The sequence below is a fragment of the Streptomyces sp. NPDC044106 genome (assembly GCF_056433985.1).
Genome location: NZ_JBWKFZ010000018.1, coordinates 144,501 through 153,483 on the forward strand (window position 1 = coordinate 144,501; position 8,983 = coordinate 153,483).

Below are 8,983 nucleotides of genomic sequence, written 5' to 3' on the forward strand. Positions count from 1 at the left end.
CGTACGGACCTGGTTACTTGAGACGTGCCATAAGTGCGTGTTCAACCAATGTGATCAAGCCACTCTTTGCGTCCGCACGGTGTCGCGCGTCGGTCGTGATGATCGGCGTGCCGTCCCCGATCTGCAGTGCTTCGCGTACCTCGTCGGGGGTGTACGGCTGGTGGCCGTCGAAGCCGTTGAGGGCGATGACGAAGGGGAGCCCGGAGTTCTCGAAGTAGTCGACGGCGGGGAAGCAGTCGGCGAGGCGGCGGGTGTCGACGAGTACGACCGCGCCGATGGCGCCGCGGACGAGGTCGTCCCACATGAACCAGAAGCGGTCCTGCCCCGGCGTACCGAAGAGGTACAGGATCAGGTCCTGGTCCAGGGTGATGCGGCCGAAGTCCATGGCCACCGTCGTGGTGGTCTTGTCCCCGGTGTGGGTCAGGTCGTCGATGCCCGCGGACGCGGACGTCATGACGGCCTCGGTGCGCAGCGGGTTGATCTCAGAGACCGCCCCGACGAACGTGGTCTTGCCCACGCCGAAGCCGCCCGCCACCACGATCTTCGCGGAGGTGGTGGAACGGGCCGTGTCCGTGCCCGTACCGCTAGAGCTTGCGAAGTCCACTGAGCACCCTTTCGAGCAGTGTCACGGCAGGCTGGCCGCCGGCGGTCTCGTCGCCGCCGGGCTGATGGATCGCGACGAGCCCGGCCTCGGCCAGGTCCGCCACGAGGATCCGGGCCACGCCGAGCGGCATCGACAGGAGCGCCGAGACCTCGGCCACCGACTTGACCTCACGGCACAGGTGGCAGATCCGCTGGTGCTCGGGGAGCAGCCCCATCAGCTGGGCCGGGTCGGCCGTCGTGCTCACCAGCGCCTCGATGGCGAGCTGGTAACGGGGCCTGGTCCGGCCGCCGGTCATCGCGTAGGGACGCACCAGCGGCTGGTCGCCCTCCATTCCGTACGAAGCGTCCCCGTACGGGTTGTGAGAGGCGGTGGGCGGGGTCATGGATCCTCCGGGCGGGACAGCAGGTCATCTGCGTGTGCCGTCTGACAGAGCCGGTGGGGGCAGTGTGGCGGCCGGACGGTTGGTCAGTACGTTCGGTCGGTGGGGCGGCCGAAGGGGTAGGACTTCGGAGCGTGCTCGGGGCTAGTGGAGCAGGCTGCCCTGTAGCTCGGCGCGGAGGTCCGGGGTGAGGACGGCGCCCGCGCGGTCGACGAGGAGGGCCATCTCGTACCCGACGAGGCCGATGTCGCACTCGGGGTGCGCGAGCACCGCGAGGGACGAACCGTCGGAGACGGACATGATGAAGAGGAACCCCCGCTCCATCTCCACCACGGTCTGGGTGACGGTGCCGCCCTCGAAGATCCGGGAGGCGCCCGCGGTGAGTGAGGTCAGCCCGGAGGCGACCGCGGCGAGCTGGTCGGCGCGGTCGCGCGGGAAGCCCTCGGACATGGCCAGAAGGAGGCCGTCGGCGGAGACCACGACCGTGTGGGACACCCCGGGGGTGTTGTCCACGAAGTTGGTGATCAACCAGTTCAGATTCTGTGCCGCCTGGCTCATCGGACTCAACTAACGCTCCTGCTGGTGAGTGGGGAAACTGCCGGTCTGGCCGGTACCGGCCTGGCGACCCTGCTGGATGCCCCGACGGAGATTCGTCAGCCGGCCGCGTACCTCTTCGGGCGCACGCGAGACCTGCGGACCTGTGCTGTCCTGCTGTTGCTGGGCCGTGCCCGCGACCAGGTTGGCCCGCGGGACGCGGCGCGGCAGTCCGGATGTGGTGATGCCGCCCGCGGACGGCTGCCTGACGCGCTCGGCCTGGCGGCCCAGCTCGTCGTTGGGGGAGGAGCGCCAGTTGCCGGGCGCGCCCATGCCGTTGGTGCCCTCTCCGGCCGCGGCGACGGGCGCACCGGCCGGGTCCTGGCGCGGGGTGCGCGAGGGGAGCGGACGCTGCGGCGGCTCGGGGGCCTGGTGCCGCGCCGGCTCGGGAGCGGGGCGCGGCGCGGCCTCGCGGGCCTGCCGGTTCTGCTCCTCCTGCTGGTGCTGCTGGTGTGCCGCCTGCTGGCTCTGGTCCTGCTGCTGCGCGGCCTGCTGGTGCTGGGCGGCCCGCTGGCTCTGCTGCTGCTGGAACCAGTTGGTCTCCAGCGTGTCGAAGAGCGGCGTGCGTCCGTCGCCGGGACCCGCGGGGGGCAGCGGCTCGGGCTCCGCGGGCTGCAGGGGCGCGGAGGGCGGCAGCTGCTGCTGAGCCTGCTGGTTCTGCTGCGGTGCCTGACCGGGCTGCGGTGCCTGACCCGGCTGCTGAGCCGAGCGCTGCGACCGCTGCGGCATGCCCTGGTTCGGGTCGCCCTGGCCGCGGCGCGGGGCCGGCGGACGCGGCACGGTGTAGTCGGGCATCTCCCGATTGCCGTGCTGCGCGGAACCGTTCGCCTGGTCCTGCGAGTCCTGTGGACCCCGCGGGCCCTGCTGGTTCTGCGGCTGGTCCTGCCCGAAAGCGTTCTGGCCGAAGTCGTTCTGCCCGGTGGGCAGGCCGGCGTTCTGGCCGGGGTTCTGGCCGGGGTTCTGCCCGCCGCCGAAGACGTCCGAGCGGACGAACTGGCCGGTGGATCCGTCACCCTGCGGCGCGGACGTGCCGGGCTGCGGTGCGTCGAAGTCGGGGCGGGGGAACTCCGCGGTGGAGCCGGGGCCCTGCCGGTCGTCGGCCGGGGCCTGGGGGAACTGCCCGGTGGACTCGGGCTCTTCGTGCCCGCGTGGGGTGTCGAAGGGCTCGCGCCCCACCTGCGGCTGCGCGTTCTCGTCGCTCCAGCTGGGCACGCGAGGACCGGAGTAGCCGCCGGGCGCGCTCGGCGCGGGGTTGCCGCCGGGCAGCTCGGCACGGGGGCCGCCGCGCGGCGGCAGCTGCGGCCTGCGGCTCTGGCCGGCCTGGTCGTTGCCCGCGCCGGAGTCGGCGGGGGGATTCATGGCGTTCGTACGCTGCTGGGGCACCGGAGGCTGCGGCGCGTTGGCACCGCGACCCCGCCGCGGCGCCTGCGGCTGACCGCCCTGCGGAGCGACCGGAGGACGCTGCTGCCCCTGACCCTGGCCCGGCCCCTGGGACTGGCCCTGGCCCTGACCCGTGTCCCGGGAGGGCAGCGCGGCCCGCGGACCGGAGCCCGCGACCTGCTGACGCGGCGCACCGGCACCGAGCAGCCCGGGACCGCCCTGGCCACCGGCTCCCGGGCCGCCGCCGAGCGCGGGACCGCCGCGGCCGGGGCCACCGGTCAGACCGGGACCGCCGTTGCCCGCGCCGACACCGCGTCGCGCGGCCGCGGCACCGGCGGCGGCCTGCGCCGCGGCGGGGCCCCCGGTCGGAGTGGGCGCGCCGGGCTTGCCCGGCACCTTCTTGCCGCCCTGGGCGACGTCGACGGGGAGCATGACCAGCGCGGTCGTACCACCGGAGTCGGAAGGACGGAGCTGGATGCGGATTCCGTGGCGCTGCGACAGACGGCCGACCACGAACAGACCCATGCGGCGCGAGACCGAGACGTCCACGGTGGGCGGCGACGCGAGCCGCTCGTTGATCGCAGCCAGGTCCTCGGGCGAGAGGCCGATGCCGGTGTCGTGGATCTCGATGAGCACGCGGCCGTCGGGCAGCGCGTGACCGGTGACCTTGACCTTGGTCTGCGGCGAGGAGAACGAGGTCGCGTTCTCGAGCAGCTCGGCGAGGAGGTGCACGAGGTCGTTGACGACGCGTCCGGCGACCTCGGTCGCGGGCACCGAGGAGAGCTCGATGCGCTCGTACTGCTCCACCTCGGACGCGGCGGCACGCAGCACGTCGACGAGCGGGACGGGCCGGGTCCAGCGGCGGCCCGGCTCCTCACCGGCGAGGACGAGGAGGTTCTCGCCGTTACGGCGCATGCGGGTCGCGAGGTGGTCGAGCTTGAAGAGCGAGGACAGCTGGTCCGGGTCGGCCTCGCGCGACTCCAGCTCGGAGATGAGCGAGAGCTGGCGCTGGATGAGGCCCTGCGAACGCCGCGAGAGGTTGGTGAACATCGCGTTGACGTTGCCCCGCAGGAGGGCCTGCTCGGCGGCGAGGCGGACGGCCTCGCGGTGCACGTCGTCGAAGGCCGCGGCCACCTGGCCGATCTCGTCCCTGGAGTGCACACCGACGGACTCGACGGAGGTGTCGACGTCCTGCGGGTCCGACTCCGAGAGCTGCTTGACCAGCTCGGGCAGGCGGTCCTGGGCGACCTTGGTCGCGGTGTCCTGGAGCCTGCGCAGCGAGCGGATCATGGACCGGGCGACGACGAACGCGCCGACGAGTGAGACGCCGAGCACGAGCAGGATCAGCGCACCGTTGATGATGGCTTCCTCCTTGGCCTCGTTGCGCAGCTCACGGGCCTTCTGCTCCATCTCGCCGAGCAGCGTCAGCTCGATCTTGGACATCGCGTCGATCTTGGTGGTGTCGTTGTCGACCCAGTCCTTGTACGACCGCTTGTCCTGGAGCTTGATGCCGCCCTCCTGCTCGAGCACGCGCTTGGCGTACTCGTTGGCGGCCTTGACCGCGGGGTTGCCGCCGTCGATGGGCTTGGTCAGCTCACCGGCGTTGCCCGCGTAGATCTTGCTGAAGGTCTGGAGCTCCGAGCGCTCCTTTTCGTTGGCGCTGAGGCCGAAGGTGCGGTCGGTCTCGGAGATCTTGCCGTACTCGCTGTCGTTCGGCGGCAGCGCCGCGGCGATGATCGCGCGCTGTACGGAGGCGTACTCCTTGGCCGAGGAGAAGGCGGCCAGCGAACGCGTGCGCTGGATCATGTCGGGGTTGCTCGTCGCCTGCGCCATGTCCTGCGAGAGCTTGAGCAGCTGCTCGACGAGCTGGCTGTAGGCCTCGACGGTCTGCGAGGTGGAGCCCTTGGCCTTGAAGGCCTTCTTGCGGACGTCGCTGATGCCCTGGAGCTGCTGGGTGATCTGGACCGCGCTGTGCCGGACGCCGAGGAGGCCCTTCTCGCCGTCGGTGTCGTTGAGGTCCTGGGTGCCCTGGAGGAAGTTGCGGTAGACCCGGTCGGTCTTCTCGCGCGCTCCCTTGACCGTGTAGTCCGAGGCGTCGGCGTTGTGGGCGAGGGGGCCCGCCGACTTGTCGCGCTCCTCCTGGAGCGCCGCGGCCAGCTCGGTGGCCTGCTTGGTCATCTCGGTCAGCAGCTTCATGTTGTCGAGCTGCTGGATCTCGTCCAGGGACGAGTTGATGCGGAGCGCGCCGAGCGAGGTCGCGGTGATCACGGGGAGGGCGAGCAGCGAGACCAGGCGGGTCGAGATGCGCCAGTTGCGCAGGGCTATTCGCGAGCCCGGTCCGGTGGGCGTCTTGGTGCCGGCCGAACCCTTGCCCTTGCCCTTGGCCGGAGCGGTCGCCGTGCCGCTCCCCGCGGTGCCCTGGCGCGCGGCGCCGAGGCCGCTGTCGCCGGGCGTACCCGGTGCGGGGCTCTGGGCGTGCTGGGGCGAGGAGCCGCGCTCCGGCTCCGCCGGAGCACTCCCTCGGCCGTGGTCGGCCTGGGGAGACCCCTTGCCATCCCTCTTGAAACGTCCCTGCACTAGCGTCGCAACCTCTGGACCAGGCGTCCTGCCGGATAACGGCGGGACGGTGTCGGCGTCGTGGGGCGGCGAGCGCCCCATGGGTGGTCGTGAGTGACCGGCGCTGCTTCCCCTTCCCGCCGCCACTCGGCGCTGCGTTGCGCCCCTGCGCGCCGGTTCGATCCCGCGGCGGTCCCGGGAATTCCAGCACAGTGCCGGATCTCCAACAAGGCCCGTGTGTCGCGCCACGACCTACGTGACGCGTTGTGAGTGCGGGGTAACGAGACGTAGAAAGTGATCTAGGTGAAAACGGGCGGATGCCTACAAAGCCGCTACCGACGGGGGGTGTCCCAGTGTTCATGATCAGGAGCGGAATGGTGCCTTCAGTGGCGCAATGTCCGTTTCCAACTGACTGGGCGCAGGCCGGAATTGACCCATTTGTCCGCTCCCTCGTGAGCAAACTCACACGAAGATCATGGCGTCTTCCGGACTTTGGCCGGGAATTGGATGTTTAGCCTGACGCTTTACAGGGATGGCGAATCCGACAACCGCGTCCGTCACGCGACGCCCGAACGACAGGGTCCGAACAGCAGATGAAGACTGTGAAGTCCACCATGTTCCGCAACATAGCCAACCCGCGCCGCACCACGCTCGCGCACCTCACGGACGCGGACGACTTCCAGGCCGCCCCCGAGCAGCCGGAGCACGCCGTCGAGCTCCCGGCTCAGACGGCCAACCCCAAGCGCACGATCCTCATGGACGTACCGGAGCAGCCGACCCCGAGCGCCGCCTGACACTCCCAGCCGCGCAGCGGCGCCAGACGGAGCCGAAGTCACCGCCGCACGGCGACACCGTCACCGCAGGCCGCAGGCCCCCGTTAGCCTGGAGTGTCAGACCCCACCCACCTCAAGAGGCTAAGGCTCACGTGCGCATCGCCAGGTTCTCCATCGACGGCAATGTCGGGTACGGCGTGGTCGAGGGGGAGAGCGCCCCCGGCAAGGAGGGCGAGCTCGTCCTCGACATCATCAAGGGCATCCCGTACGCCGACTTCGAGCTGTCCGGCACCAAGGTCCCGCTGAGCAAGGTACGCCTGCTGCCGCCCGTGCTCCCCAACAAGATCGTCGCCTTCGGCCGCAACTACCGGGAGCACGCGGCGGAGCTCGGCAACGAAGTGCCCGACACCCCCTTCGCGTTCCTCAAGCCCTCCACCTCGCTGGTCGGCACCGGTGACGCCATCACGTACCCCTCGTTCTCCGAGGAGCTGCACCACGAGGCCGAGCTGGCCGTGGTCATCGGCCGCATGTGCCGCGAGGTCCCGCGCGAGCGGGTCAAGGACGCGATCTTCGGCTACACCTGCGCCAACGACGTCACCGCGCGTGACGTCCAGCGCCGCGAGAAGCAGTGGGCCAGGGCCAAGGGCTTCGACAGCGCCTGCCCGCTCGGCCCCTGGGTGGAGACCGAGCTCGACCCGAGCGACCTCACCATCCAGTGCACGGTCAACGGCTCGCAGCGCCAGCTCGGCCGCACCAGCGAGATGGTCCACTCCATCGAGGACCTGATCGTCAACATCTCCGAGGCCATGACGCTGCTCCCCGGCGACGTCATCCTCACGGGCACCCCGGCAGGCGTCGGACCCCTCAACGTCGGCGACGAGGTCGCCGTCACCATCGAAGGCATCGGCACTCTCACCAACAAGGTGATCAAGCGTGGCTAACGCGACCCCCGTACGCGTACGGTTCTGTCCCTCGCCGACCGGCAACCCCCACGTGGGCCTGGTCCGCACCGCCCTCTTCAACTGGGCCTACGCCCGGCACAACGAGGGCTCCCTGGTCTTCCGCATCGAGGACACCGACGCGGCTCGCGACTCGGAGGAGTCGTACGAGCAGCTCCTCGACTCGATGCGCTGGCTGGGCTTCGACTGGGACGAGGGTCCGGAGGTCGGCGGCCCGCACGCGCCGTACCGCCAGTCGCAGCGCATGGACATCTACAAGGACGTCGCCGAGAAGCTCATCGCGGCCGGCAACGCCTACCCGTGCTACTGCACCACCGAGGAGCTGGACGCCCGCCGCGAGGCCGCCCGCGCCGCCGGCAAGCCGTCCGGCTACGACGGCCACTGCCGCGACCTCACCGACGAGCGGAAGACGGCGTACGAGGCCGAGGGCCGCAGCCACATCGTCCGCTTCCGGATGCCCGACGAGGCCACCACCTTCACCGACCTGGTCCGTGGCGAGATCACCGTCCAGGCGGAGAACGTCACCGACTACGGCATCGTGCGCGCCAACGGCGCCCCGCTGTACACGCTGGTCAACCCGGTCGACGACGCGCTGATGGAGATCACCCACGTCCTGCGCGGCGAGGACCTGCTCTCCTCCACGCCCCGCCAGATCGCGCTCTACAAGGCGCTGATCGAGCTCGGCATCGCGAAGACGATCCCCGAGTTCGGCCACCTCCCGTACGTCATGGGCGAGGGCAACAAGAAGCTGAGCAAGCGCGACCCGCAGGCGTCCCTGAACCTCTACCGCGAGCGCGGCTTCCTCCCCGAGGGCCTGCTGAACTACCTGTCCCTCCTGGGCTGGTCGTTCTCCGCGGACCAGGACGTCTTCTCGATCCCCGACATGGTCGCCAAGTTCGACCTCGCGGATGTGAACGCCAACCCGGCCCGCTTCGACCTGAAGAAGGCCGAGGCGATCAACGCCGACCACATCCGCATGCTGGACGTGCGGGCGTTCGCCGAGGCCTGCGAGCCCTGGCTGAAGGCCCCGCACGCCAACTGGGCGCCCGAGGAGTTCGACGAGGCGGCCTGGCAGGCCATCGCGCCGCACGCGCAGACCCGCCTCAAGGTCCTCTCGGAGATCACGGCCAACGTCGACTTCCTGTTCCGCGCGGAGCCGGTCTTCGACGAGCCCTCCTGGACGAAGGCCATGAAGGAAGGCTCCGACGCCCTCCTGCGCACGGCCCGCGCCAAGCTGGACGCCGCCGACTGGACCTCTCCCGAGTCCCTCAAGGAGGCCGTCCTGGCCGCCGGCGAGGAGCACGGCCTGAAGCTCGGCAAGGCCCAGGCCCCGGTCCGCGTCGCCGTCACCGGCCGCACGGTCGGCCTGCCCCTCTTCGAGTCCATGGAGATCCTGGGCAAGGAGAAGGCGCTCTCCCGCATCGACGCGGCCCTGGCGAAGCTGACCGCGTAGCCGGGATCCCTCCACGAAGGACCCGGAAGTCCACGAAGGACCCGGAAGCCCTCCCGGCTTCCGGGTCCTTCGCATACCGTCGGAAGCATGCCGATCAAAGCCGTGGTCTGGGACATCGATACTGCGTTCATCGGGGGATAACCCCCGAACCCCCAGCCGGAACGGACGGCGAGCGTTACCGTCGAGAACATGCCGATCAAAGCCGTGGTCTGGGACATCGATACTGCGTTCATCGGGGGATAACCCCCGAACCCCCAGCCGGAACGGACGGCGAGCGTTACCGCC

The 8,983-nt window shown here is 70.4% G+C and carries 7 protein-coding genes; 3 read left to right on the forward strand and 4 right to left on the reverse strand.

What is annotated here, in order from left to right; genetic code table 11:
* Window positions 1–13 precede the first annotated feature (13 nt).
* From AC07DI_RS29815 to AC07DI_RS29830, 4 genes are all read right to left on the reverse strand, one after another.
* Complete coding sequence (locus AC07DI_RS29815) at window positions 14–604, reverse strand: GTP-binding protein (protein WP_384249901.1); 591 nt, start codon at window positions 602–604, stop codon at window positions 14–16.
* Window positions 585–986 (reverse strand): DUF742 domain-containing protein, encoded by a 402-nt coding sequence (locus AC07DI_RS29820; RefSeq protein WP_384249904.1) that lies wholly within the window; start codon window positions 984–986, stop codon window positions 585–587. The genes AC07DI_RS29815 and AC07DI_RS29820 overlap by 20 nt, the downstream gene beginning before the upstream one ends.
* 141 nt (window positions 987–1,127) lie before the next feature.
* Window positions 1,128–1,541, reverse strand: a complete 414-nt coding sequence (locus AC07DI_RS29825) for a roadblock/LC7 domain-containing protein (RefSeq protein ID WP_030787430.1) — start codon at window positions 1,539–1,541, stop codon at window positions 1,128–1,130.
* Between the two features lie 9 nt (window positions 1,542–1,550).
* A complete protein-coding gene (locus tag AC07DI_RS29830) occupies window positions 1,551–5,534 on the reverse strand; it encodes a sensor histidine kinase (protein WP_478907254.1) in 3,984 nt (1,327 codons plus the stop codon).
* 572 nt (window positions 5,535–6,106) lie between these two features.
* On the opposite strand from AC07DI_RS29830, the gene AC07DI_RS29835 reads away from it, so the two are divergent.
* The 3 genes from AC07DI_RS29835 (at window position 6,107) to gltX (ending at window position 8,698) form a co-directional block, all read left to right on the forward strand.
* Entirely contained in the window at window positions 6,107–6,307 is a 201-nt protein-coding gene (locus tag AC07DI_RS29835) for a hypothetical protein (protein ID WP_389611587.1), read from the forward strand.
* A 131-nt stretch (window positions 6,308–6,438) separates the two neighbouring features.
* Entirely contained in the window at window positions 6,439–7,227 is a 789-nt protein-coding gene (locus tag AC07DI_RS29840; protein ID WP_478907256.1) for a fumarylacetoacetate hydrolase family protein, read from the forward strand.
* Entirely contained in the window at window positions 7,220–8,698 is a 1,479-nt protein-coding gene (gltX, locus tag AC07DI_RS29845; RefSeq protein ID WP_384249914.1) for a glutamate--tRNA ligase, read from the forward strand. The genes AC07DI_RS29840 and gltX overlap by 8 nt, the downstream gene beginning before the upstream one ends.
* The last annotated feature ends 285 nt before the right edge of the window (window positions 8,699–8,983 follow it).